We start from the raw sequence: 23,926 nt of genomic DNA, 5'->3' as shown, positions 1-23,926 counted from the left end.
TTTAGATGAACTTTTCCACGTTTAAAAGGTGGATCTTTTGGGCCCACCTCTTTGCTGGCTTATTGGCCAGCATTGTCGTTTTCATTATGGCTTTTACCGGTGTATTACTCACTTACGAGCGCCAGTTCAAAGAGCTAAGTGAAATGGCTTATGCACAAACGATTGATATCGAAAAGTCGGTAATCTCGACTGAGCGGGTTGTAGCAATACTTCGTGAAAAGCATCCTAACGAAGCGCATATTTTTGTTCGATGGGTCAATAGCGAGGGAGCGGCAATTCCCGCATGGGCCGGCGAACACAGCTATCTTATTCACCCCTATACCGGAGATATATTAAGAGAAGGAGAAGGGGTCGTTGAAGAAGCATTTCATGTCATAACTGACCTGCATCGATATCTTTTAATGGAAGGGGATTACCAATTAATTGGCAAAACCATAACGGCTTATAGCAATCTTATTTTTATTTTTTTGCTGTTATCGGGAGTCATCATATGGTTGCCCAAACACATATCGAAAAAATCCTTAAAGCAGCAAATGTGGTTACGGCAAAAGTACACTAATAAACAGCACCGTCGCCGACATTGGCATTTTGTTTTTGGTATGTGGTCACTGCCTTTTTTAGTTGTGATTGGACTAACGGCTACCCTGTTTTATTTTGAGTGGGCAAACAAAGCATTGTATGGAATGTACGGTGAACAAGTCCCTACTCGCGAAAAGAAAGCTATGCCTGAGACGCTAGACGCCGACGTTGTCAGTTACGACACGCTATTTACCAAAGCTCAGCAACACGCCAATGAAAATGGCTATCAGGATTGGTATTCCATGTGGATGGAAATTGGCAAAAGTGAGGGTGTTGCACGGTTTTATATCGATAAAAGTATAGGGCACAGGCAAGAGTTAGCGTATTCACTGTATTTCGACACGGGAACCGGTGACATCACTAGGACACTTTACAAAACCGATTGGCCCAAAGGGAGTCAGGCTTGGGGTACTTCCCGCTTTTTGCACACGGGAGAATACTTTGGCTTTATAGGGCAGACCATCGCAGGGCTGGTAAGCTTGCTTTGCTGTATCTTAGTTTATACTGGCACACTACTTGGTGTGCAGAGACTTCTCAATTTGCGAAAGCAGCATTAAAAGACTTAGGCAGGGTAATGGTAACGACTAGCCCTGTTTGCTTTGTAGCACTAGCGTCTCTATGTAATGCGTTGCCTTTGATTAGTGCAGCGCGATTTATCGCCGAAATGTCGCCGCCCACAGCGGCAATTTGACGTTTCGCCAGTGCAAGCCCTAGACCAAAGCCAGAGCGCTTTGCGGCATGTACGTAGTTTTTGGCTGCCCGTGCCTTGTCTACCCTGAAAAAAGGTTCGAATATGGCGTCTAGCATTGATTCAGGGACGCCGGTGCCTTCGTCTGTAACCGTGATAACATAGTTATTATTATCGCTGGTCAGCGTTAAACTCACTTTGCTTTGCTCAGGGGTATGACGCAAAGCATTACGAATAATATTTTCTAACGCCTGCCCCAAAGCAAGCTGGCTGCTCTTTTCAATATTCGCGCATTCAGGTGTGTCGACATGCAAGGTTCTATCAGGGTATTCAAACCGCGCATCTTCACAAATAACATTGATAAGTTCTACCAAGTCAAAGTCATCGCTGTTCAATTGTGGCGATTCTGTATTTAGCCATGCAAAGGTTAGGGTATCTTCAACAAGCTCTCTCATCGTGCTCGCTTCATAACGCAGGCGTGAAAGTGCTTGTTCACGATTAATGTCTTGCTCTACAAAGTCTATTGCCATATCAATGCGGGCAAGAGGCGTGCGAAGCTCGTGAGAGAGATCAGCAAGCAAACTTCTTTGATTATAAATGAGACTGCTGGTTCTTTGGGCCATCTTGTCGAACGTTTGGGCAAGCCCAGTAAGTTCGTCATTTCGCTTGGGCATTGCAGCCATTGCACGGGCTTCTAAATTGCCATTTGCGAAATCTTTTGTGGCATTTTCTAATTGCTTTAGTGGCGTCATTAGGTGTCGATACAGCATAAAACTCAACAGACTTAATATCACTAGAGGTAATGCAATTTGAAGCGTTAAGCGTGTGGCGAGCAATAACGAACCTGGGCGCATACGCTGTGGAAGTTGAATTAAAAAGTGCGTATTGTCATCGACGAAGGGGACTTCCATCACAGGGTTTTCAGAAAAGTATAAATGTATTTTCCATTCGGGGCTGCGGCCTATTTGAAATCGGTCAACAAACTCATCTAACATTTGGGTGTCAGCGAATGTGGTCATTTGGGAGTTAACTACGGCAAGCCACGTGTCCTCCTTTGTCTTCACTTCTTGCAAAAAAGCAGCTAACGCTTGTTCTCCATCCTCCAGGTAGATTTTCTCCGCTTCTTGACCATAGGAATAAAGGGTTTCTTGATGAGCTTTATCGATAAAACTCATGCTGGTCTCGGTATGATTGGTAAGCCACGCGATGGCCCAAAATAACAGAACAGTACCAACGGCAATAAATGCGCACAGTCGCCATAGCAGTTTATTTTTCACGAAAAGCGATATCCTTGGCCGTGGACAGTGGCAAGGCGTTCAGGGGGCATGCCAGTCTCAACGAGCTTTTTGCGTACTCTAGACAAATGCATATCTAAGCTTCGGTCGTACCTCGAAAAGGGTTTGTTAAGCACGCTGTGATAAAGAAATGCTTTGCTCAACGTTTCCCCTTTGTTATCTACTAACATCCAAAGAAGCTTAAATTGTATTGGCGTGAATTCGAGTAGTCTTGAGTGGTATTTGGTAACTTGCTGAATGCGATTTAAATAAAGCACATCAACAATGATTTCCGACTTTTGCGTGCCTGAGTCGTTTAGTGTTTTGCTGCGTCGCAACAGTGCGTCGATGCGAAGCATCATTTCAGTAAAATTGAAGGGCTTGGGTAAGTAGTCATCTGCGCCCTTACGGTAGCCTTCAATCCTTTCTTGCTCGGCACCTGACGCGGTGATCATCATAACCGGTGTTTGCTTTATTTGCCTTAATTGGTTTAACAGCGACAAGCCGTTTAAAGAGGGAAGGCGTATGTCGAGTAACACAAGGTCAAAGTTCTCCTCAAGCACAGCTTGTAATCCAGCATTACCGTCACTTTCGTGGCGAGTGTCAAATCCTCGAGACTGCAACAGCTGTGTGATTTGTTCACTTAACGTCGCGTCATCTTCAACAATGAGTATTCGGGTTTTACGCATAATGACTTCAGGAAAGAATTTTAAACATACTATTAATAATAGTTATCATTTGCAACTAATCGGTTTGTGACGATAAATGGGGCCGCTAACGCGCGCTTTTATATTGTTACAAATTTACTGTGGTGCTGATGGTTTCTCGCTTTACAATAACGGTTAACAGCTATCTTAGTGCTTGCGCTAAACTGCGGTGCTCTTGATGTCTGCACAATTGAGTAAATAAAGCATAGACGCAGCAGTCAACTAAGCGCTTTGCCTCCTAGGTTGGAGCTACAAGGACACGATCTTAAAAATGGTAATGAGTTTAAAGAAGTTAACGACGTTGTCGGCGTCGCTAGTAGTAGCAGGAAGTGTCGTTACTGGTTGCGCCAGCTCTAATCATGTTACTCAGATAGAAGGTGAAAATGCTGTAATCAAGCACGACAATGAGCCTGGGTATGAGGACAGATTCAGCAATATTTACGACAGTTTTAAAGCATACCCCGTCACGTGCACTAATGATTGCTACCCAGCGTCTGCCGATATTGAATGTGAAAGTGACATGCAAAATTGTCAGTTCGTTGGCAACAACCCGACAGTGAACTCGCACACCGGCTTTAATGTCACCTGGTTAGGGCACGCAAGTTTTTTACTTAACACCGCAAGTGGTGAGCAAATACTTATTGACCCTGTGTTTGGGCAGTTTGATTGGCCCGTCAATTGGGCTTTTCGATTGGCGGAGGGGTTCAGCCGCAACGAACCCGCTGAGGTAGGTGAAGACAAACTCGCACAAACCGATGCTGTGGTTTATTCCCATATTCACTATGATCATTTCAATAAAGCCGATATTGCCGAATTAGGCACAAAGCCCGAATATCTTGTTCCGTTAGGTTTCGCAGAGCACTTCCCTAATAGAGGCTACACCATTAAAGAAATGGCGTGGTATACCAGCAAAAACGTAGGCAAAACCTCTATTCACTTCGTGCCGGCCCATCATTTCAGTAACCGAATTTGGGTGCCTTATTTGTACGAGGACGACAATGCGACACTGTGGGGTGGTTGGGTATTTGAGAGTGAAGGCAAAACATTGTTCTTTGCGGGGGATACGGGATATTCACCGCACTTCAAGGATATTAAAGCGCGCTTTGGTGAAATAGATGTTTGCCTGTTACCTATAGCGTCTTATTTCAGCGAAACCTCACCTAAATGGTATCGCAAGGTACATACTACGCCAGAAGATGCCATTGTTGCGGCCCAAGACCTAGGCTGTAAAGCCGTAGTGCCTTGGGGCTATGGAAATGCCAGCTGGATGATGGGTGACAAGACGTCACATTCTGCGCTATTTCGTCTTATGAAAATGAAGAAGCAGCTAAACCCTGCAATGCCTTGGATTATTTTGAATGAAGGTGAGCAGGCGTCTTTTTAATTTAAGCTACGGATAAATGGCCTATTTATCCGCAATCTTATCCGCAATTTTTTGGCATTTTTCGCGCCATTCGTCATCAAGCGCCTCAAGTTTCGCTAGCTTTTGTGCCAGGGATTTGTCTGCTTTGGTATGGGCGCATTGCATTAGGGTGTGAACGTTAACGGTATCGTCCTCACGGTGCAGTAGTGTTACTTCGTCGCCAACACTGATGGTTCCGGTTTTAATAACCCGGTAATACCAGCCAGTGATACCTCGTTCTCCGACAAATCTATCTAAATTGGGCACTTCGAAGCGTTGCGAGATTTTATTGCAAGGGGCACGGGGTGCACTTACTTGCAGTTCTACCTCGCCGAACTTCCATATATCGCCGATATAAACGGTAGCATCGTCCATGCCCTCTACACTGATGTTTTCGCCAATGCTGCCCAGCGAAAATTCGCCTTCAGGAAAATGCTTTTTTAATGTCAGATAGTTGGTCGGGTTGAACTGATGCAGCACTTTCTCCGGTCCACCGTGAAGCCGTTTGTTGGCCTGTTCGTCTTCATCGGTTCTGTCCATATGTACCGTTAACGCGTCGACGGGGGCTTTAACAATACTGCTTGGTGCCCCACGAGGGCCTAGCGGCTGAGGTTTTCCAGCAAACAGAGCGTTAACAGAAAATGAGGTAGACATGGCATCTCCAAAAAATATTTTTGTGCATTTAAACCTTTCTACTATAGGGTACGACTAACCTTATAACACTAACAAGTGCTAATCAGCACCACAAATAACAAAGAGAAAAGAATGGAACACACACAACAACGTGTTGTACACGCCAATGTGGTGTTTGGTAATAAAAGCGAAAATGAGCTGATATCTAAAGCGAAAAAGGGCGATAAGCAGGCATTTCGGTCCCTTTACGATGAACATATTGGGCGAGTCTACGCGCTTTGTTACCGGCTTACAGGTGAAAAGGGAATGGCAGACGATGCTTCGCAAGAAGTCTTTATTCAGCTATGGAAAAAATTGGGTAATTTTGATGGGCAAAGCCAATTTTCCACGTGGTTACACAGCGTTACGGCAAACATTACCATCTCTTATATGCGTAAGCAGAAAGGGTGGGTGCAGCGGATGTTTAACTTGGAAAACAGCGGCATTAACGAGATGCCGGCTGAAGAAAACAGCACCGATGTGGATTTAGAAGCATTAGTTATTCGCTTACCCGAGCGAGCCAGAATGGTTTTTGTCCTCCATGCAATTGAAGGTTACAGACACGAAGACATTGCCAGCATGTTGAACATGGCAGTGGGCTCAAGCAAAGCACAATTTTTCCGTGCTAAGCAATTATTGAAAGATTTTATGGGAGTCGATGATGAGTAATTTTGACGACAAGCTTGCTCAGCATATTTCTGGGATATCGAAAGAGAAGCAGCCAGAACGAGATTTGTGGCGAGGTATTGAACTCGGCATAACATCGCAGCAAGGCGACGCTTCATCATCTAGGGTTACATCAAAACAGTGGATGGCAATAGCCGCAAGCGTTTGTTTAGTTACTTTATTGTGGTTTGCGGCTCCTTTTGCGTTTAAAGCTGATGAAAGTCGAAGCGATGGCTATGCCCTGATTGACGCAATGAGTATGCAGCAGCAACAACAAGTGAATAGTCTCCTTGCTAGTTATGAAAGTACAACAGCGCTAACGGAAGATTGGCAAGAGCAATTAAAAGAATTGGACGATGCTGCAGATGTTATTAAAGCGGCATTAAAGGACGATCCAGACAACTCAGCATTAATCAAAATGCTGCATCACGTATATCAACAGCAGATTGCCTTAATTGAGCGAGTGCACGCGCCAAAATGGCAGCAAATTTAATAAGGGTTTAAAGATGAATATAAATACGAAAAGCACATTTTTGCACACGTTCATGGCACCTTTGGGGGCCAAGGTATTACTTACTACTGCGCTGCTAAGTATCGCTACTGTGGCGTTTGCAGGAGAAAAAGTAGATAAGACCATCGACACATCGTCTTCGCCGAAAGTGGACATTGAACACATCAACGGAAAAGCAGATATCCGAGTTTGGGATAAGTCTCAGGTACGTGTCACCGGCGAACTGGGCGATCAAACTGAAGAGTTTATCTTTGAAAGACGTGGAGATGTCGTGGTTATACACGTTGAAGTCGAGCGCCACTCAAAGAGCTGGTTTAATAAAGGTAAAGATGGCGACGACCTTGTTATCTATATACCTTCAGCAAGCGACCTTCACTATACCGCGGTCAATGCTGATCTTATTGCAGAAGGTATAGCAAAAGCAGTAGATGTTGAGGTGGTAAACGGCGACGTAACCCTTAAAAACATAGGTGAGCGGGTTGAAGTTGAGTCGGTTAATGGCGATATCGTGCTTGAGAATGTGAGAGGCCGTTTAGAGGCGGAAACGGTGAATGGCGAAATTGAAGCGTCACACTCAGGAAACACGCCAGTGAGCTTTGCGTCAGTTAATGGCAAGCTCGACATCACTTCCGATAGCCCAGACGTATCAGTAGAAACCGTCAACGGTCGAATCGATGTGTCTCTTCAAGCGGTAGACGTACTGCAAATCAATACGGTTAATGGAAGGACTTACGCAAGTTTAGTTCTTAATAAGAACGGTAGCGTAAAAGCGAATTCTGTAGGCGGTGCGATGGAATTTGTCTTTCAAGATGGCGTATCGGCACAATTTAATATTGAGACGCACGCTGGCGGCAACATTGTAAACAATATCAGTGATGAAAAGTCGCAAAAGCCTAAGTATGGCCCAGGCAGCTGGCTACGCTTTATCCACAACGGTGGGGCTGCAAATGTAGACATCTCTACGGTTCACGGGCGAATTGAAATAGACCAAAAGTGAATAAGCTATAGGCAACACAATTGAAACTTTAGGTTGAAAAAATGAATTTAGTCCATATTTACTAATTAGACATGTGGTGATTAATGAGAAGCTGCGAGTGATCGCAGCTTTTTTTGTTTGGTCGCTAAAAATGTGTTGCTGGGCGTTTGTAAATAACAAAAGTGCGTTTTAATGGCTCTTAGTTACAAATCAGCCAACCTGCATGCTTCACCCACATCATCACATGGTTTGTTATTTTTTGATTGGAGGTTAAATTGAGTATTGTTGGACACGTCAAAAGGTTTTGGCGATTTCATAGTCTAATTATTGGTGCGTTTGGAATATGCGCACTTACGCTAGGCTGTGCTGTTCATGAACCCGCTTATTACGAAGGTACTTGGGTGGTGACTAAGGCCTATAATGTAGGTGTTTCAGCTCACTCATCAATAGAGTCAGAAAAGTTCTTGGGTCGCTCGGTAACCTATGCTTCAGACTCGGCTAAACTCGATCAGGCATTTTGTGAGTCACCGGTGTATTCAACGAAAAATATCAGTAATCAAGATTTTTATGCTGCTTTTAAAGCCTCTCCATCATCGCTTGGCTTTAGCGACGACAAGATTACTGAAGTAAGTTTGTCGTGCCTTGATAATTCAGCAATCGTGGGTTCTACACTCATTTTTCAGGAAGGTGGCAGCGCCTACACCTTGGTTGATGGTACGTTTTTAAAGCTGGAGAAAACGCTTTAAACGATGTTGTCTTTTTGCGCTTTCGCAACAAAATGACGACTTCCTTTGTTGAGTGATGGACGTTAAAAGCGCATAATATCCAACTGACTTTTGTGCATTGGAATAGGTTTCACTCGTGGCGTCTGCGTCTAAAAACGATAAGAATGTTGAAAAATTGAAAGTTCCACCTCATAGCATTGAGGCTGAGCAATCTGTTTTGGGCAGCATGCTTATTGACCCTGAAAGCTGGGACAAAGTCGCGGAGCTTGTTACCGATAACGATTTCTACAATCGCTCACACCAAATTATCTTTCGTGCTATCACTCGACTACTAAACAGTAGCCAGCCAATAGATCTTATAACAGTATCAGAAGAGCTGGAAAAACATGATGAACTGGAAGATGCCGGTGGTTTTGCCTACTTAGGTGAACTTGCCAAAAACACGCCAAGTTCTGCGAACGTTGTTTCTTATGCGCAGATTATCAGTGAGCGCGCGATAACCCGTGAGCTTATTGGCGTGGCGCATGAAATAGCGGAAGTTGGGTACAACCCCGAAGGCCGTGACAGTGCAGACATTCTTGACCTGGCCGAAAGTAAAGTATTTGAAATTGCCGAGCGAAGAACTGGTGAAAACGAAGGTCCTCGCGATGTCGAGTCTATCTTAGGGAAGACCATTGACCGTCTAGAAGAATTGGTGAAAACCAATAAAGACGTTACTGGTGTTACTACTGGCTTTACCGACCTAGACAAAATGACCAGTGGTATGCAGCCCTCTGACCTTATTATCGTGGCGGCTCGTCCATCGATGGGTAAGACCACCTTCGCCATGAACTTGATTGAAAACGCCATGATGGCAGAAGACAAACCTGTACTTGTTTTCAGTCTTGAGATGCCCTCAGAACAAATCATGATGCGTATGTTGGCGTCATTAAGCCGCGTTGACCAAACCAAAATTCGTACTGCGCAGCTGGATGATGAGGATTGGGCACGTATCTCCAACACCATGGCTATGCTCAAAGACAAAGATTGTTTGTTTGTTGATGATTCATCAGGTCTTACACCAATGGACGTGCGAAGCCGGGCACGTAAACTCGCTCGCGAACGTGGCGGCATCAGCCTTATCATGGTCGATTACCTCCAACTGATGCGTGTACCTTCTCTTAGCGACAACCGAACTTTGGAAATTGCTGAAATCTCACGGTCACTGAAAGCATTGGCTAAAGAGCTTGAAGTGCCGGTAGTTGCCCTTTCACAGCTTAACCGTACGCTAGAACAACGCGCCGATAAACGTCCTGTAAACTCTGACCTTCGTGAGTCTGGCTCTATCGAGCAGGATGCCGACCTTATTATGTTTATTTATCGTGATGAGGTTTATCACGAAAACAGTGAGTATAAGGGCATTGCAGAGATTATTATTGGTAAACAGCGTAACGGCCCAATTGGTACCTGTCGACTTACGTTCCAAGGTCAGTTCTCACGATTTGACAACTATGCAGGCCCTGCCATAGCCGACGAATATTAGCCCCTCTTATAGCGACTAAAGGCTTCGAGCGCGGCCACGGTCTACATTTTAAGGGTTAACAAGTTAAAGTATTTCAGACACAAAAAAGGCGCCGTAAGGCGCCTTTTTCAATTCATATACAATGAATTACTTTTCTTCAGCTACTTTCACTGTGTCTTTAACTGTCACTGAAATGCGACGGTTAACACGGTGTGCTTCAGCATTCTTACCTTTGTCTAGAAGCTGAGTTTCGCCGTAACCGATAGTCTCTAAACGAGAACCTTCGATACCGTACATGTCTACCATAACTTCTTTGAAGTTCGCAGCACGACGCTTAGAAAGGTCCATGTTGTAAGCTTCACTACCTGGTGCAGAAGTGTGACCTTCAATTACCGCAGTTGTTGAAGGATACTGCTTCATGAACTCAGCAAATTCAGAGATTTCTGGATCTTTCGGCATTTTAACTACAGCACTTTCGTTGTCGAATAGAACGCGTAGTGTGATTTCTACTGTCTCTTCGTCAAATACTGTACAACCTTTTGCATCAACTTTTACGCCAGCTGGTGTATCAGGGCACATATCTTTGCTGTCTACAACGCCGTCGTTGTCCGAATCTTTAATTGCACAGCCAGTTGCATCTACTTTAGTGCCAGCTGGAGTGTTAGGACACTGGTCAACGTTGTTTAGAACGCCATCGTTATCATCATCGATGCTACAACCATTTGCGTCAACACGAACACCCGCTGGTGTCATTGGGCACTGGTCTTTGCTATCTACAACGCCATCGTTGTCGCTGTCTTTAGGTGCGGCAGGAGTGCCTTTACCAAATGGGATCGCGATACCAACTTTAACACTGTAGTCATTGTAATCTTCACCGAAGTCGTGATAAGCGGCGATTTCAGTAACAAGTTTAACATCTTCGTGGATGTCCCAGTGTTTACCGATACCGATGTTACCAAGCGTAGTTGATTCGCCTACTGCTTGACGCTTAACACCACCAAAAACGAACCATGCATCATTTGGCATGAAGTATAGTGCGTCAACACCAACCATTTCACCGCTTTCATCACCGCCGCCTGCATAATCAAGGTCTAGGGCTGTAAATTCAACACGTGCTGCCCAGCTTTGAGTAAACCGGAAACCGTATTCAAAAGCTACGCCACGACCATCGTCGTAAAGGCCGCCGTCAGTTAGATCTAACGGACGTGAGTCGTCAGTGTTGTAATACATGCCAGACAAACCAAACCAGTTTTTGTACTCTGGCTCAGAAGAGTCTTGTGCAAATGCATTAGTCGAAGAAATTACAGCAAGAGATAGCGCTGCCATTTTAAAGTGTTGTTTCATAGTCACATCCTGTTTAACGTTGAGTGATTACCGATTTTTGATAATTTTGTGTTGTGCTTAACGTTTAATGTAAGCACAAATTGTGCCATTTATAATATGGGTTAGGCTGCGATCCCTTGTAATGTGGCAATAATTGTTCGTCTTCCACCATGATCTCGGTGTTCGCCGAGCATGATACCCTGCCACGTGCCAAGTGCAAGCTTGCCTTGTTGGACAGGTATAGTAAGTTGACACCCTAGTATACTCGATTTTAAGTGAGCAGGCATATCATCTTTACCTTCATAAGTATGCCTGAAAAAAGAAAGCTCTTCTTTTACACTATGGTTGAAGAACGCTTCCATATCATGCCTCACTGTAGGGTCGGCATTTTCATTGATTGTCAAACTAGCGCTTGTATGCTGAAGCCATAGGTGCAAAAGGCCGACTTCAACATGACGAATACTGGGTATTGCAGATTCCACCTGCTGTGTTATCAGGTGAAATCCTCTCGGGTAGCTGTCGAGTGTAATTTTTTCAGACTGCCAGAAATTATTTGTCAAAACAGATTTCCAAATGCGCTAATCCTTCGTCGCACATGAAAGGAAGAATAATTTTAGCACCATCAACCTGGTGACTAATCGTATGTTGCTTTCCTGATACAACAATGGGTGTTGCCATTCCAAACTCGTAACCCCGTTCAGCAAGGTCTCGTTTTGCGTTACCGCAAATCATGTTGGTAACTTCGCCAACCATGTCGCCTACTTCTGCATCAAGCTTCTCAGGGCGCTCGCCAACCATTCTCTCCATTATAGTCAGGGCCAAAGACTCGTCAAAAGTAATAGACATAGAGCCGCGAACGTCAGGGCCCACCATGCCAATTAGCCCCGATACATCGCCTTTGGCGATATCACTTTGTTTGCGCTTGGGCTTGCCCGGGGTCAATTTAGTTTGAGCCATGGTTTCAAGCACGTTCAAAAGACCAGCAATAAACGGGTTCACAAAATCAGCATTCATGTACACTCTCCTGCGCAGCGTGATCTTCCGTTTGTTGACAATCGGCACATAATCCATGGGCCTCTATAGTTTGTTTCGATACTTTGAATCCGTGTTGCTTTGCTTGGCTATCAAGGGTCTCTTGAAGACCTTCAGATTGAATTTCAGCAACATCACCACAGCTGTCACAAATTAGAAACTGAACAGGGTGGTTACAACCAAAATGATAGCAGGCCACAAACGCATTCGTAGACTCTAAACGGTGAATAAACCCAAAATCGAGAAGAAAATCAAGGGCGCGATAGACTGTCGCAGGTTTGGCACTAGACTCTGTTTCTTTTAGTGAGTCGAGTAGTTCATAAGCACCCATAGGGCCGTGCTTTGAAACAAGAATTTCGTACACCTTTTCTCTAAGCGGTGTGAATCTGGCGCCGCGTTGCTCGCAATAAGCCCGTGCCTTATGAATAAGTGTGGTTTTGTTCATTGATGATAACCGTAAACTCGACTTTCATTGTTATATTAAAGCGTCACTTCTGGATCACGTTTTTTAGTGTGTACATGAGCTATTAACTCATCTTCCAAGGCAAAACGCTCTTCTAATGTCTCACCAAGCTTGGCTAGCGCTGAGTCAAATTCAGCTGCCTGCTCGGGCGTTACTGCTTGTGCAAACGTATCATTAAATGCGAGTGCTGCGTCAGTGGTTTTTGTCAATCTGGGGTAAAGTTTATCTCGTAGTGCAAGGCCTTCATTGTCGTTTTCAACCAACATATCGAAAACCTCAAAGTGTCCTACCGACAAATAATCGAGTAATGCGCTGCAAAAGTTGTCTATTTCATCTGGGTCAGGTAAACACTCGCTTCGCTTGTTAATACCTGCTAGTTCACAGAAAGAAACTAACAGTGCCTGTCTGTCCATTAACCAGCGGTCAATAACCTGGCTTTTCCCGCCCCATTTTGATTTAACGCTTTCTAACTGTTGCAACATTTTGATGTGTTACCCGTTTAGCGACAATAAGTTTCAGTATAACACTGTGCACTAGCGACACAAATTTTGCGCGAAAAAGTTCGTTTCAAAATGTATGGTGGCGATCTATACGCTCAGTATTTAGTGTAGTATGAAGCATTAAAGAACAGGAGTGATGTGCAATGATGATAAAGTTGGATGAGGCGAAACTAGCTGCTCAGCAAGCCCTGTGGGTAGTTTTTAGTCGCGGCAAAATTGTAGTACAAGAATCGTCTGAGTCTATCCCCGTTGCTTACCTGAGTGATATTCCATTTTTAGCATCTTATATCGATGAAATTCATCAACTTCCGCCGCTCAATGAGACGGCGCATAGAGATCTGCCCGTATATGTTGTTGATTTGGGCGCTGAGCATGTTGACGAACCCGGTTGGGAACGGGTATCGCTTAGACAGCTTCTTTTTGCCGAATACGATATTGCCTTTTCCGTTATTGGGCGAGCCTGGCAATACATCCACTTCTTGCGTACTCATCAATTTTGCGGGCAATGTGGAGCCAAGACTGAACGCGTAGATTGGGAAATGGCAATGCATTGTCACCGCTGTCAACATCGCAGTTATCCAAGAGTGTCTCCCTGTATCATTGTTTCTATACACGACAACGAAAAAATATTGTTGGCCAAAGGCGTTCGCCACCGAGAATCCAATATGTATTCAACCCTTGCAGGCTTCGTAGAAAGTGGTGAAAGTCTGGAGCAAGCGGTCCACAGAGAAGTTTTCGAAGAAGTTGGCGTTAAGGTTAAAAACTTGCGCTATTACAATAGTCAGCCATGGCCATTTCCACATTCCTTAATGGTCGGGTTTGTTGCCGAGTATGACGAAGGGGAAATTCGTTGTCAGGAGAACGAGATAGATGATGCGCAATGGTTTGATATAGATGCGCTGCCGACTATTCCACCGAAAGTGTCTATTGCGGGACAATTAATTGCTGAAACGGTGTCTCTGATCGGCGACAAATAAAAAACCCTGCCGAAGCAGGGTTTCAATAAGTTTAGCACGGTCCCATGTAGGGCTTCTTTTCTTTAACGGTTATAGTAATAGCAAACACTCACTTTAAGTGCAAGCGTCTTTTTAAAGTAATGTTCAAGTATTGTTTGTCTTTAATAATCGACACTACACCGATTTGTCGTTAAAACATTGATTTTTTAATACAGGTTTTAGCACACCTTAGTTAAGAATACTGGTATACTTTCGCGCTCAAATATCTTCAGTAATTTAGGTGAGTTATATGTCGCAAAATTTCCCCAGTGTTGATAAGCCCGCGTTAAAGAACGATCGTTACTTACGTGCGTTACTTAAGCAGCCGGTTGATGTCACACCTGTATGGATGATGCGACAAGCCGGGCGCTACCTCCCAGAGTACAAAGCGACTCGTGCAGTAGCAGGCGATTTTATGTCGTTGTGCAAGAATGCAGAACTTGCATGTGAGGTGACGCTACAACCTTTACGTCGTTTTCCTCTCGACGCTGCAATTCTCTTTTCGGATATTTTGACCATTCCAGATGCGATGGGCCTCGGTCTTTACTTTGAAACAGGTGAAGGCCCTCGCTTTAAAAATCCAATCACGTGTAAAGCGGATGTGGATAAAATAGGCCTTCCTGATCCAGAAGGTGAATTACAGTACGTAATGAATGCCGTTCGTACTATTCGCCGTGAGCTTAAAGGTGAAGTGCCATTAATTGGTTTTTCTGGAAGCCCTTGGACACTCGCGACTTACATGATTGAAGGTGGTTCAAGTAAAGCCTTTACCAAAATCAAGAAAATGGCATTTGCTGAGCCAGCAACGCTTCATGCGTTACTAGCAAAACTGGCTGATTCTGTTACTGAGTATTTAAATGCTCAAATCGCTGCGGGCGCGCAGTCAGTCATGGTATTTGATACTTGGGGTGGCGTGTTATCTCCTCGTGACTACAAAGAATTCTCGCTTCAGTACATGGAGCGCATTGTAAGTGGGCTGACCCGTGAAAATGAAGGCCGTAAAGTACCTGTTACCTTGTTCACCAAAAACGGTGGCATGTGGCTAGAATCGATTGCGGCGACAGGCTGTGACGCAGTAGGTTTAGACTGGACTATCGACATTAAAGAAGCGCGTGCGCGCATTGGCGATAAAGTTGCACTTCAAGGTAATATGGATCCATCAATGCTGTATGCTCAACCGCAAAGAATTGAGCAAGAAGTGGCGTCCATTCTAGAAGGTTACGGTGAAGGTAGCGGTCACGTATTTAATTTAGGTCACGGTATCCATCTAGACGTACCACCTGAAAATGCAGGTGTGTTCGTTAATGCGGTACATGAACTTAGTAAGCAATATCACAAGTAAGCGACTTCGATAAAGGAAGTAAAATGAAAACGTGGCTTGTGTTGTTGCTGATAGCGTTTGCATTGATAGCAGGGTATAAATTTTCTGGCTATCAACACCAACTCAGTGAATCCAATGCAGAAAAAGAGCGACTAACCAATGTGTTAGCGCGCTCTCGTGCCACCGAAACGAGTGAGCTGAAAGTTATTAAGCCCGCCGCCAAGTTGGTTTCAAATGAAGCAGGTGCGGTGCTCTTGGATACAAGCGTTACGAAAAACGGCGAGATGAATGTTGCCCCCGTTGCTGAGAATGTCCAAATCATGGCGCCAGAGGTTTTCTACACTAAAACCGAAGGCTCACTCAATACGTTTTTTGCGCTGCCGCCTAACAACGAGCGCTTTGTTTTAGACTCGGTAAAATGTGAGAACGGACATTGCGAAATAACGGGTGAGTATGACGGTTCTGAAACTGAGCTGTCGCGAGTTATTGAAGCATTGGAACAGGAACCGTGGTGGGAATTCGGCTCGCCTATCATAACCACGCAAGTGGCACAGCGAGGCCTCAAACTTAACGTTTCTTTCGCCGCATCCCATTCGCCAAATGCTCGTGTGCGTTATCGGAATAGCACTCAGGCCGATTTAAACAGTCAGCTTGCCTCAGCGGGTTAACCCCAAAACGTGTATATCGCCAATTGAATTCGCGGTATGCCTTATTCAAACGTGTACTGGCGTTAGGCGTCTCTTGGTAAACCTTTTTCAATTACGCGAATAAGCCGCGCTTGCTGCCTGTTTTTTGCATCAGACGCTTGTTGCTTCTCTTGCTGCCGCTTAAGAGCCCAATCAATATGTCTGTCCACCAAGTCACTCACGCTCCCTCGTCTTTCTTTCAAAAGCAGAATGCTTTGTTCATCATACGGAGCGTTTCCTAACGCAACGGCAATATTACGCTGCCACTTCTCAAAGCCAATCCGCCTGATGGGAGAGCCTTCCGTATTGCGCAAGAAGGTTTCTTCAGACCAGCCGAAAAGCGCATTGAGACTTTGGCCGTGTAGCACTTGTCGCGGGTGGAAATCTTCTTCACTGGTAACATCCGCAAAGCGATTCCAAGGGCAAACAAGTTGGCAATCGTCACAGCCATAAATGCGATTGCCCATCATGGGGCGCAAATCTTCGGGAATATCTTTGTCTGATTCAATGGTGAGATAGGAAATACAGCGACGGGCATCTACTTTATAAGGCGCAACAATTGCATTGGTCGGGCAGATGGTTAGACACGCCGTGCAGGTGCCGCAACCCTCTTCAATTGGTGAGTCAGTGGGTAATGGCAAATTGATGAACAGCTCACCTAAGAAGAACCAAGAGCCGGCTTTTTTGTTGAGTGTCAGGCTGTGTTTCCCCGTCCAGCCAATACCCGCTTTTTCAGCAATAGCGTGTTCCAACACGGGGGCTGAGTCTACAAACGGGCGATATTGGGTATGCGCCAAGGATGCGGTGATTTTCTCTCCCAATTGCTTCAGACGTTTGCGCAGCACTTTGTGGTAGTCACGGCCCAATGCATAGCGGCTGATGTATCCTATTTCTGGCTTTTTTAAATGCTTAGCAAACGAGGCGTCGGGAGGTAAGTAGTTCATGCGAACGCTGATAACCCGTAATGTCCCTGGGACCAACTCATCAGGCCGGGCACGCTTCATCCCATGACTCTCCATAAAGGCCATGTCACCGTGATACCCATTGTCTAACCATTCCTGAAGGTGTGCCTCGTGCTGATGTAGATCAATATCGCTGATGCCAACCTGCTGAAAGCCTAGCGCTGTACCCCAAGCCTTGATATTGTTGGTTAATTCAACAAGGTCGATAGAACTAAATTCGGACATGTGCTCATGCTAGATACTCAATTAACGTCAAGTTTATCATACAAATTATTTCGGGCCGATCAGGTTAGGGAAAATGAGGGACAAGCCGCCGCGAATTCGGGCTGCGATATGTTCACCTTGATGCAACGAGCTGGTGATGTGGTGTTTAAGCAGTGTCTTGAGCTTATGCCAAACTCAGACGTTTACTTAGTGCTGGTGGGCCAAGGTAACAATGCGGGTGACGGCTACATTGCAGCAATAAACGCAAAACTTGCGGGTAAACAAGTGCATTTATGTGCGGTTGAGCCTGAACGTACGCTGGAAGGTGATGCTGGCAAAGCACAGCAGCGCTGGCTCGATTCAGGAGGCAGTATCAATGGGTTTGACGCTGCGCTCCTCGAGAAGTCTGACGTAGTGATTGATGCGCTTCTTGGTACAGGTATTAATAGCTATATTCGCAATGAGTTTGCAGACATCATTGATGCGGTGAATGCGTCATCAACACCGGTAGTAAGCGTTGATGTGCCGTCAGGGCTTGATGCAAATACAGGACAGAGCCTAGGGCGATGTGTTCAGGCTGATATCACCGTTACTTTTGTAGGCATTAAGCCGGGGCTTGTTACTGGTGCGGGTAAACAATCGTGCGGTAAGTTAGTGTATGCGGATTTGGGTATCGGCAAAGCGTTCCAAGCATTAGCTAAAGCGAGCGCGACCATGCTAAATATCGACCACTTTAAAGGTATGGGGCCACGGGAGATTAACAGTCATAAAGGGACTTATGGTCGACTGTTGTGCATTGGCGGTAACCGCGGAACAGCAGGTGCCATTCGACTCGCCAGTGAAGCCGCACTGAGAAGTGGTGCGGGCATGGTACGCGTGTATACCCATGAGTCGTCAGTCATTCAGGTCAGTGCAGGCAGACCTGAACTCATGGTCACCGACTTTAATTTGGAAGATGCATTAGCTTGGGCAACCTGTGTGGTTATTGGACCCGGTCTTGGGCAAGATGAATGGGCAGAAAGCGCATTTGAAACCACCATGAAACACTGTCAAAGCCAAAATAAGCCTGTGGTCATTGATGCTGACGCGCTAAATCTATTGTGTAAGCAGTCAACCGCGTACACCTTGTCTGACAGTATTTTAACCCCTCACGCGGGCGAAGCTGCGCGTTTACTCGGTGTTTCTATTGATGATGTAGAAAGCGACCGTTTTAACTACGCAAGGCAGTGCTCACAGCGATACCATGCGGTCTGTGTACTAAAAGGGGCGGGCACGCTTATCGACAATGAAAAGAAAACCTGGGTTTGCCGTCACGGTAATCCAGGTATGGCTACCGCAGGAAGCGGTGATGTATTAAGCGGAATATTGGGCGCGTTGCTCGCGCAAGGCGTAGAAACAGATATTGCAGCGAAATATGGTGTAGTGCTTCATGCTAAGGCTGGCGATGATATTGCCCAACTGTATGGTCAACGTGGTATGATAGCGAGCGATTTGTTTGACGCAGTACGTGCGCTTATAAACCACTAGTTAGCGTGGTTTTGTCTTGAACGGGCAGGCATCTACTGTGTTATTCGGCTTTCTATTACTGTGGAATATTGTTGATGTCTTACCCGCATACCTCTTTTTTTGCTAATGAAGTAGATGATACTGCGCAGCTTGCCAGAGATTTAGCGCAGGCTGTTTCGAGTCAACTCCCTACCGATGCTGTTATTTATTTAAACGGCGACTTAGGTGCAGGGAAAACGACATTTAGCCGATATTTCATTCAATCTTTAGGTCATTCAGGTAGCGTTAAAAGTCCAACCTATACATTGGTTGAACCTTATGAGTTGGATGGCGTCAATATCTATCACTTCGACCTGTATCGCTTAGCCGACCCAGAAGAGTTAGAGTTCATGGGAATTCGCGATTACTTTGGTTCGGGCGCTATCGCGCTTATTGAATGGTCGGAAAAAGGGGGCGAATACTTGGCATCCCCAGACTTAGTGATTAGTATAAATATTACGCCATCGGGTAGGCAGTTTAATTTGGAAGCAAAAAGTGCCCACGGTGCTAAATTGCTTCAGCAATGCAAGCGCGTTTAGCGCAAATGCGAAATGAAAGAAAAACTGAATAAATAGCCGCTCCGGAGTTGACGAGAGCAGCATAACAATAACAGAAAGGCTAATTATGGTGCGCAGTATAGTTTCGGTATTATTATTGTGTTTCGTCGTGCAATTCGCACACGGTGCGCAAAATAACATCGACGGGGTTAGGATATGGCCGTCGCCGGACAATACGCGCGTTGTTTTCGATATGAAATCAGCGCCAGAGTTCACCTATTTTACACTTAAAAATCCGCTTCGGCTTGTCATCGATCTTAACAACACCAGCGACACCGCTAAGCTTTCTGGTATTGAAAACAGCGGTGATTTGATTAAAAAGCTGCGCTACTCCACGCCGAAAAACAAGTCATCTGCAAGAGTGGTTGTTGAGCTTAATAGAAATACAAAGCCCTCGTTATTTGCAGTAACCCCCGATGGTGCTTACGGACACAGGCTGGTTGTCGATTTACCAGATAGCGCGCCGAAGCCGCCGCCAACGTTATCAGCGTCGGCATCAACTGGCTCTGTCGTTATTGATGATTCTACCAGCGCCCGAGACCGAGACATTATCGTCGCCATCGACGCCGGGCATGGTGGTCATGACCCAGGTTCAATTGGTCCGGCTGGTACCTATGAAAAGCACATCACGCTGAGTATCGCTAAAAAGCTGGAAGACATGATAAATCGGGAGCGAGGCATGCGCGCTATCATGACCCGTGGCGATGATTATTATGTCTCTCCTAATCGACGCCCTGAAATTGCGCGCGAGAAAAAAGCCGACCTGCTTATTTCTATTCACGCCGATGCGTTTAGTCAGCCTCAACCACGTGGCGGTTCGGTATGGGTATTATCCATGCGAAGAGCCGATACCGAACTAGGTCGATGGCTAGAAAAATCTGAACGCCACTCGGAACTATTAGGTGGAGCTGCTGAGGTTATCAATGACAAGTCAAGCGAGCGATATCTAACTGAAACCATACTGGGTTTATCGATGGATCACAGCATGGCGACCAGCCACGATTTAGGCAATAAAGTGGTAGAAGAATTAAAGCAGGTGACCAGTCTTCATAAGAGAAGGCCACAAGCCGCCAGTTTTGCAGTTTTGACAGCGCCTGACATCCCCTCTATTTTGGTTGAAGTAGGCTTCATTTCTAATCCGCAAGAAGAGAAGAATCTGAACTGGTCTAAACATCGCGAACGCTTAGCGAATGCCATGTTTAATGCGACTGAGCGTTACTTCAAGCAAGTTCCCCCTGATGGTACACTGTGGGCACAAGAAAGGGCGAATAACCGAACGCACAAAGTAAGAAGCGGCGAGTCGCTCTCGTTATTAGCACAGCGTTACAATGTAAAAGTAAGCAGTATCAAAGCAGCGAATGATCTTTCAAGTGATGTTGTACGAGTAGGCCAGGTACTAAATATTCCGAGAACATAAACCAAAGTTTTGTTCCATAGGCTTTTTCAGCACTTGTTGCACTTACATGTCGTATCGCCACAAATCCATATAGTTAATTTCATAGGGTAGTCCTTTGCCTATACAGCTTTTATCTCCCCAACTTGCAAACCAGATTGCCGCGGGTGAAGTGGTTGAGCGCCCCGCGTCTGTGGTTAAAGAATTACTAGAAAACAGCCTTGATGCTGGTGCCACCAAAATAGAAATCGATATCGAAAAAGGTGGCCACAAACGCATCAGAATAAAAGACAATGGGTCTGGCATTGTCAAAAGTGAACTGCAGCTGGCATTGAGTCGCCATGCAACCAGCAAAATCACCACTCTGGATGACTTAGAACAAATTCTCTCTCTTGGCTTTCGTGGCGAAGCGCTAGCCAGTATTAGCTCGGTAAGCCGGTTAACACTGACATCGCGCACTGAGTCTCAAGGTGAGGCGTGGCAGGCCTACTGTGAGGGTAGGGAAATGGCGGTAAATATCCAGCCAGCGGCCCACCCTGTTGGCACCACAATTGACGTGGCAGATCTGTTTTACAACACGCCAGCAAGACGTAAGTTTTTACGCACCGAAAAAACCGAATTTCAGCATATTGAAGAAGTCATAAAACGCATAGCACTGAGCTATCCCAAGGTTTCATTTGTTTTAAAACACAACGATAAAGTAGCAAAGCGCTTTATCGCCGATAAGGAAGGCAGTTTAGCCACCCGAATTGGCGCTGTGGTTGGACAAAAGTTTGTTCAAAACGCCGTACATATTAGTACCGAGTATGAAGGTCTTCACATTGATGCTTGGCTAGGTAATGAGGCCATGCTTCGCAGCAGTAATGATTGCCAGTTCAGTTTTGTTAACGGCAGAGGCATGCGAGATAAGCTTATTATGCACGCTATTCGCCAAGCGTACGAAAGCGTTTGGGGTGTGGTGGAGCAACCAAGCTTTGTGGTGTACTTAACGGTTAACCCTAAAGATGTGGATGTAAATGTTCATCCCGCCAAGCATGAGGTGAGGTTTCAACAAGGCAGATTGGTACACGACTTTATCTGTAAAACCGTGAGTGATGCGCTGCACGCCATGACCGAAGAACAGCCTTTATCAGGAATGGATGCAAACCGTCCTTCGGGCTCAGATTTCATGTCTTCTCAGGTAGAACACGATTACATTAGGCCTTTACAGAATCAAACCTCGGATAATACACAGGCGTTCAACGAGTCTTCTCGTTACTCGACGGGGGGAGTCTCTCAAGGCGCGCCACAGCCTTATGGACAATTTACAGGCAGTCCAAGAAATACCTCCTCGGGGAGTGCCAGTAGTGGACGAAGTGGTGGCGCTGCACATAAGCAAAGTCGAGGGCCAACCGCGGCATATCAGTCAAATTACAATGCGTTAATGACGCCAAATAGCGACATTATTAATAACAATGCAGACCCGATGCCCGTTGTAGAGCACGTTAATCTAACTTCCCAGAGTAGAATTTACCCAAAATCAGAAAAAATTTACCTTCTTTATGCAACTAAAGTTGCAAATATCTGGTTAAGCGAACTATTTTTAAAAGCGCAGCATGGGCAACCGTTGTTAATGCCCGTTGCTGTTTCACTCAAAAACGTCAATGAGCAACTGGTTACACTGCTAAACGACGCGCATTTTGAAGTGAATAAAGTGGCTGGCAAATATCGGCTGCAACAGGTGCCAGCCGGCACCAGGCACTTGCCGTGGCTGAAGTGGTTTGAATACTTTTTATTAGTTGAACTAAATGATGAAGTAAATTCGCTTGATGATGCCGTAAAGTCATTGGTTTTGCCTGAACATGTTTTAGATGAAGCGACATTGAATGCGCTGTGGTACTGGTTGGATCAGCAGAGCGAAGTGAAACAATGGGAAATTATTGAGCAATTTGCTAAAGTGCGCCCTTTGAATTCAGTGCTGGATGTATGGGGAGAATAAGGTGTCCAATGGCATAAATTCTGCATTGCCAGTAATAGCAATTATGGGCCCCACGGCATCAGGCAAGACAGGCTTGGCGCTTGATATAGCGGCCAAGGTTGAAAGCGAAGTAATTAGTGTTGATTCAGCCCTTGTATATAAAGGTATGGACATCGGCACTGCTAAACCTACGCAGGAAGAGCAAGCAGGTGTAGTGCATCATCTTATTGATATTATTGATCCTGCTCAAAGCTATTCGGTGTCGCGATTTGTAAACGACACCAATGCGCTTATTGGCGATATTTTAGCGCGTGGCAAGGTGCCAATTTTGGCTGGAGGTACAATGATGTACTTTAATGCCTTGATAAATGGAATTTCGCCACTACCTAAGTCAGATGAAAAGATACGGGACGAAATAACACAGCAGGCACAACGCTTGGGTTGGTCTAAATTACACGATGAATTACGTGGTGTAGACCCAATTAGTGGTGAGAGAATTCACCCCAACGACCCACAGCGAATTACCCGTGCGCTGGAAGTGTATAGGAGTACCGGCAAGACGTTGACACATTGGCAACAACAAGAGGGTGAAAAGTGCCCTTATAACATTGCACAATTTGCCATAGCGCCCGCAGACAGGGCAGTGTTGCACGAACGTATAGCGACCCGCTTTGATTTGATGTTGGAGCAAGGGTTCGAGAAAGAAGTAGTAAAGCTCTACGAACGCAGTGATCTTCATGAAGATTTGCCTTCTATTCGTTCGGTAGGGTACAGACAGATGTGGCAGTACCTAGACGGCCAATTGAGTTACGCAGAAATGCGTGAAAGAGGCATTATCGCTACAAGACAGCTCGCCAAGCGTCAACTCACGTGGTTACGGGGCTGGGAGCAGGTTACATGGCTAGACACATTTGCTAACGATAATTTGACTAAAATTACAGCGAAAGTCACACTTTAAATGTTTGAGTGTGGTATATATTAGACGTGCAGTGATAGTGAAATTCCTATCACGAATAATAAAAACTAAGGATATCAAATGGCTAAAGGGCAATCTTTACAAGACCCATTCTTGAACGCTTTGCGTAAGGAACGGATTCCAGTATCAATTTATCTGGTAAACGGTATTAAACTTCAGGGACAGGTTGAGTCTTTCGACCAGTTCGTAATTTTACTGAAGAACACAGTAAGCCAAATGGTGTATAAGCACGCGATTTCTACTGTTGTTCCAGCACGCGCTATCACAATGCCTAGCGCAGGAGATTCTGAAAATACTAAAGGTGAATAATT

The 23,926-nt window shown here is 45.3% G+C and carries 25 protein-coding genes; 16 read left to right on the top strand and 9 right to left on the bottom strand.

The features are described 5' to 3' along the window. The first annotated feature begins 5 nt into the window (after positions 1–5). Positions 6–1,136, top strand: coding sequence for a PepSY-associated TM helix domain-containing protein (locus BIZ39_RS04010; protein WP_187446406.1), 1,131 nt, complete (start codon positions 6–8; stop codon positions 1,134–1,136). On the opposite strand, the gene BIZ39_RS04005 is transcribed toward BIZ39_RS04010, so the two are convergent. After that, positions 1,114–2,544, bottom strand: coding sequence for a sensor histidine kinase (locus BIZ39_RS04005; RefSeq protein WP_049585686.1), 1,431 nt, complete (start codon positions 2,542–2,544; stop codon positions 1,114–1,116). The two genes, BIZ39_RS04010 and BIZ39_RS04005, sit on opposite strands and share 23 nt — an antisense overlap. Continuing rightward, positions 2,541–3,230 carry a response regulator transcription factor gene (locus BIZ39_RS04000; protein ID WP_014977663.1) on the bottom strand — a complete coding sequence of 230 codons (690 nt, stop codon included), beginning with the start codon at positions 3,228–3,230 and terminating at the stop codon, positions 2,541–2,543. Before BIZ39_RS04000 ends, BIZ39_RS04005 begins: the two co-directional genes overlap by 4 nt. 289 nt (positions 3,231–3,519) lie before the next feature. Between BIZ39_RS04000 and BIZ39_RS03995 the strand changes: the two genes are divergently transcribed. Then, a complete protein-coding gene (locus BIZ39_RS03995) occupies positions 3,520–4,632 on the top strand; it encodes an MBL fold metallo-hydrolase (protein WP_187446405.1) in 1,113 nt (370 codons plus the stop codon). Positions 4,633–4,653: 21 nt separating this feature from the next. Here the strand turns inward: BIZ39_RS03995 and BIZ39_RS03990 are convergent, their stop codons facing one another. After that, positions 4,654–5,304 (bottom strand): MOSC domain-containing protein, encoded by a 651-nt coding sequence (locus BIZ39_RS03990; RefSeq protein WP_187446404.1) that lies wholly within the window; start codon positions 5,302–5,304, stop codon positions 4,654–4,656. Between the two features lie 111 nt (positions 5,305–5,415). Here BIZ39_RS03990 and BIZ39_RS03985 point away from each other — a divergent pair, with 111 nt between their 5' ends. The 5 genes from BIZ39_RS03985 (at position 5,416) to dnaB (ending at position 9,722) form a co-directional block, all read left to right on the top strand. Continuing rightward, positions 5,416–5,991, top strand: coding sequence for an RNA polymerase sigma factor (locus tag BIZ39_RS03985; protein WP_168463653.1), 576 nt, complete (start codon positions 5,416–5,418; stop codon positions 5,989–5,991). Beyond that, entirely contained in the window at positions 5,984–6,481 is a 498-nt protein-coding gene (locus BIZ39_RS03980) for a hypothetical protein (RefSeq protein WP_187446403.1), read from the top strand. The genes BIZ39_RS03985 and BIZ39_RS03980 overlap by 8 nt, the downstream gene beginning before the upstream one ends. A gap of 13 nt (positions 6,482–6,494) precedes the next feature. After that, positions 6,495–7,496 carry a DUF4097 family beta strand repeat-containing protein gene (locus BIZ39_RS03975; protein ID WP_187446402.1) on the top strand — a complete coding sequence of 334 codons (1,002 nt, stop codon included), beginning with the start codon at positions 6,495–6,497 and terminating at the stop codon, positions 7,494–7,496. Positions 7,497–7,750: 254 nt separating this feature from the next. Then, the gene (locus BIZ39_RS03970) at positions 7,751–8,221 is read left to right on the top strand and encodes a hypothetical protein (RefSeq protein WP_187446401.1); all 471 of its coding nucleotides are present in this window, start codon (positions 7,751–7,753) and stop codon (positions 8,219–8,221) included. Positions 8,222–8,336: 115 nt separating this feature from the next. Then, entirely contained in the window at positions 8,337–9,722 is a 1,386-nt protein-coding gene (gene dnaB / locus BIZ39_RS03965) for a replicative DNA helicase (protein ID WP_014951107.1), read from the top strand. A gap of 126 nt (positions 9,723–9,848) precedes the next feature. Here the strand turns inward: dnaB and BIZ39_RS03960 are convergent, their stop codons facing one another. The 5 genes from BIZ39_RS03960 to BIZ39_RS03940 all read right to left on the bottom strand — a co-directional run bounded on the left by BIZ39_RS03960 (position 9,849) and on the right by BIZ39_RS03940 (position 13,001). Beyond that, positions 9,849–11,045: an OmpA family protein gene (locus tag BIZ39_RS03960; protein ID WP_187446400.1), complete on the bottom strand. Its 1,197-nt coding sequence runs from the start codon at positions 11,043–11,045 to the stop codon at positions 9,849–9,851. 101 nt (positions 11,046–11,146) lie between these two features. Continuing rightward, entirely contained in the window at positions 11,147–11,584 is a 438-nt protein-coding gene (locus tag BIZ39_RS03955; protein WP_014951105.1) for a secondary thiamine-phosphate synthase enzyme YjbQ, read from the bottom strand. Next, a complete protein-coding gene (locus BIZ39_RS03950; protein WP_014951104.1) occupies positions 11,574–12,038 on the bottom strand; it encodes a chemotaxis protein CheX in 465 nt (154 codons plus the stop codon). The genes BIZ39_RS03955 and BIZ39_RS03950 overlap by 11 nt, the downstream gene beginning before the upstream one ends. Continuing rightward, the gene (locus BIZ39_RS03945) at positions 12,028–12,501 is read right to left on the bottom strand and encodes a transcriptional repressor (RefSeq protein ID WP_014951103.1); all 474 of its coding nucleotides are present in this window, start codon (positions 12,499–12,501) and stop codon (positions 12,028–12,030) included. The genes BIZ39_RS03950 and BIZ39_RS03945 overlap by 11 nt, the downstream gene beginning before the upstream one ends. Before the next feature lie 35 nt (positions 12,502–12,536). Beyond that, positions 12,537–13,001 carry an Rsd/AlgQ family anti-sigma factor gene (locus tag BIZ39_RS03940; RefSeq protein ID WP_014977657.1) on the bottom strand — a complete coding sequence of 155 codons (465 nt, stop codon included), beginning with the start codon at positions 12,999–13,001 and terminating at the stop codon, positions 12,537–12,539. A gap of 161 nt (positions 13,002–13,162) precedes the next feature. Here BIZ39_RS03940 and nudC point away from each other — a divergent pair, with 161 nt between their 5' ends. The 3 genes from nudC to BIZ39_RS03925 all read left to right on the top strand — a co-directional run bounded on the left by nudC (position 13,163) and on the right by BIZ39_RS03925 (position 16,003). Beyond that, positions 13,163–13,996, top strand: a complete 834-nt coding sequence (nudC, locus tag BIZ39_RS03935; protein WP_080986364.1) for an NAD(+) diphosphatase — start codon at positions 13,163–13,165, stop codon at positions 13,994–13,996. Positions 13,997–14,264: 268 nt separating this feature from the next. After that, on the top strand, positions 14,265–15,356 hold the full coding sequence (gene hemE / locus BIZ39_RS03930; RefSeq protein WP_014951100.1) for a uroporphyrinogen decarboxylase: 1,092 nt from the start codon (positions 14,265–14,267) through the stop codon (positions 15,354–15,356). A gap of 23 nt (positions 15,357–15,379) precedes the next feature. Further along, positions 15,380–16,003: a hypothetical protein gene (locus BIZ39_RS03925; RefSeq protein WP_014980563.1), complete on the top strand. Its 624-nt coding sequence runs from the start codon at positions 15,380–15,382 to the stop codon at positions 16,001–16,003. A 62-nt stretch (positions 16,004–16,065) separates the two neighbouring features. Here BIZ39_RS03925 and queG read toward each other — a convergent pair whose 3' ends face one another. Beyond that, entirely contained in the window at positions 16,066–17,208 is a 1,143-nt protein-coding gene (gene queG, locus BIZ39_RS03920) for a tRNA epoxyqueuosine(34) reductase QueG (RefSeq protein WP_187446399.1), read from the bottom strand. A gap of 6 nt (positions 17,209–17,214) precedes the next feature. Here queG and BIZ39_RS03915 point away from each other — a divergent pair, with 6 nt between their 5' ends. The 6 genes from BIZ39_RS03915 (at position 17,215) to hfq (ending at position 23,924) form a co-directional block, all read left to right on the top strand. Further along, positions 17,215–18,714 (top strand): NAD(P)H-hydrate dehydratase, encoded by a 1,500-nt coding sequence (locus BIZ39_RS03915; RefSeq protein ID WP_187446398.1) that lies wholly within the window; start codon positions 17,215–17,217, stop codon positions 18,712–18,714. 74 nt (positions 18,715–18,788) lie between these two features. Beyond that, positions 18,789–19,271, top strand: coding sequence for a tRNA (adenosine(37)-N6)-threonylcarbamoyltransferase complex ATPase subunit type 1 TsaE (tsaE, locus tag BIZ39_RS03910; RefSeq protein WP_014951096.1), 483 nt, complete (start codon positions 18,789–18,791; stop codon positions 19,269–19,271). A gap of 85 nt (positions 19,272–19,356) precedes the next feature. After that, positions 19,357–20,706, top strand: coding sequence for an N-acetylmuramoyl-L-alanine amidase (locus BIZ39_RS03905; RefSeq protein WP_187446397.1), 1,350 nt, complete (start codon positions 19,357–19,359; stop codon positions 20,704–20,706). 94 nt (positions 20,707–20,800) lie between these two features. After that, positions 20,801–22,660, top strand: a complete 1,860-nt coding sequence (mutL, locus tag BIZ39_RS03900; protein WP_187446396.1) for a DNA mismatch repair endonuclease MutL — start codon at positions 20,801–20,803, stop codon at positions 22,658–22,660. Positions 22,661–22,703: 43 nt separating this feature from the next. After that, the gene (gene miaA / locus BIZ39_RS03895; RefSeq protein WP_262385702.1) at positions 22,704–23,597 is read left to right on the top strand and encodes a tRNA (adenosine(37)-N6)-dimethylallyltransferase MiaA; all 894 of its coding nucleotides are present in this window, start codon (positions 22,704–22,706) and stop codon (positions 23,595–23,597) included. Positions 23,598–23,675: 78 nt separating this feature from the next. After that, positions 23,676–23,924, top strand: coding sequence for an RNA chaperone Hfq (hfq, locus tag BIZ39_RS03890; RefSeq protein ID WP_014951092.1), 249 nt, complete (start codon positions 23,676–23,678; stop codon positions 23,922–23,924). Positions 23,925–23,926 lie beyond the last annotated feature (2 nt).

Origin of the sequence: Alteromonas sp. BZK5, from assembly GCF_014349115.1 — a bacterium.
GTDB lineage: Bacteria > Pseudomonadota > Gammaproteobacteria > Enterobacterales > Alteromonadaceae > Alteromonas > Alteromonas macleodii.
The sequence above is the reverse complement of the archived record's forward strand: the minus strand, read 5'-3'. Positions and strand labels throughout refer to the sequence as shown.